Source organism: Adlercreutzia equolifaciens (assembly GCF_029076695.1).
Lineage (GTDB): Bacteria > Actinomycetota > Coriobacteriia > Coriobacteriales > Eggerthellaceae > Adlercreutzia > Adlercreutzia equolifaciens_A.
Genome location: NZ_JARFIK010000389.1, coordinates 1 through 302 on the forward strand (window position 1 = coordinate 1; position 302 = coordinate 302).

The 302-nt window shown below is 65.2% G+C and carries 1 pseudogene; it reads left to right on the plus strand.

From position 1 onward, the window contains the following. Positions 1 to 250: pseudogene (locus PZH32_RS12870) on the plus strand (PRC-barrel domain protein); the annotation flags it as partial. Positions 251 to 302 lie beyond the last annotated feature (52 nt).

Consider the following 302-nt stretch of genomic DNA (forward strand, 5'->3'; position numbering starts at 1 on the left):
CGATGAGGTGGCCGATCTGGCTGCCGAGGGCGGCCTGGCCGCGAAGGCCGGCGAGGCAACCGCTGTCGTAGCCTCCCAGGCCCAAGAAGTGGTTGAGAAGGTCAATCCCAAGGCGCAGCAGGCCACGGCGGCGGCAGGCAAGGCCGTGAACGCCGGCGCCTTCGCCACGGGCCGCCAAATTAAGCGCGCCAGCGGCATGTTCGCCGCCTTCAAGGAAGAGTACGACAAGGCGCGCCACGAGGACGATTAAAAGATGCGGCGCCGACGGCGGTTTCAGCATTGTAAAATGCCTGATCAGCTTC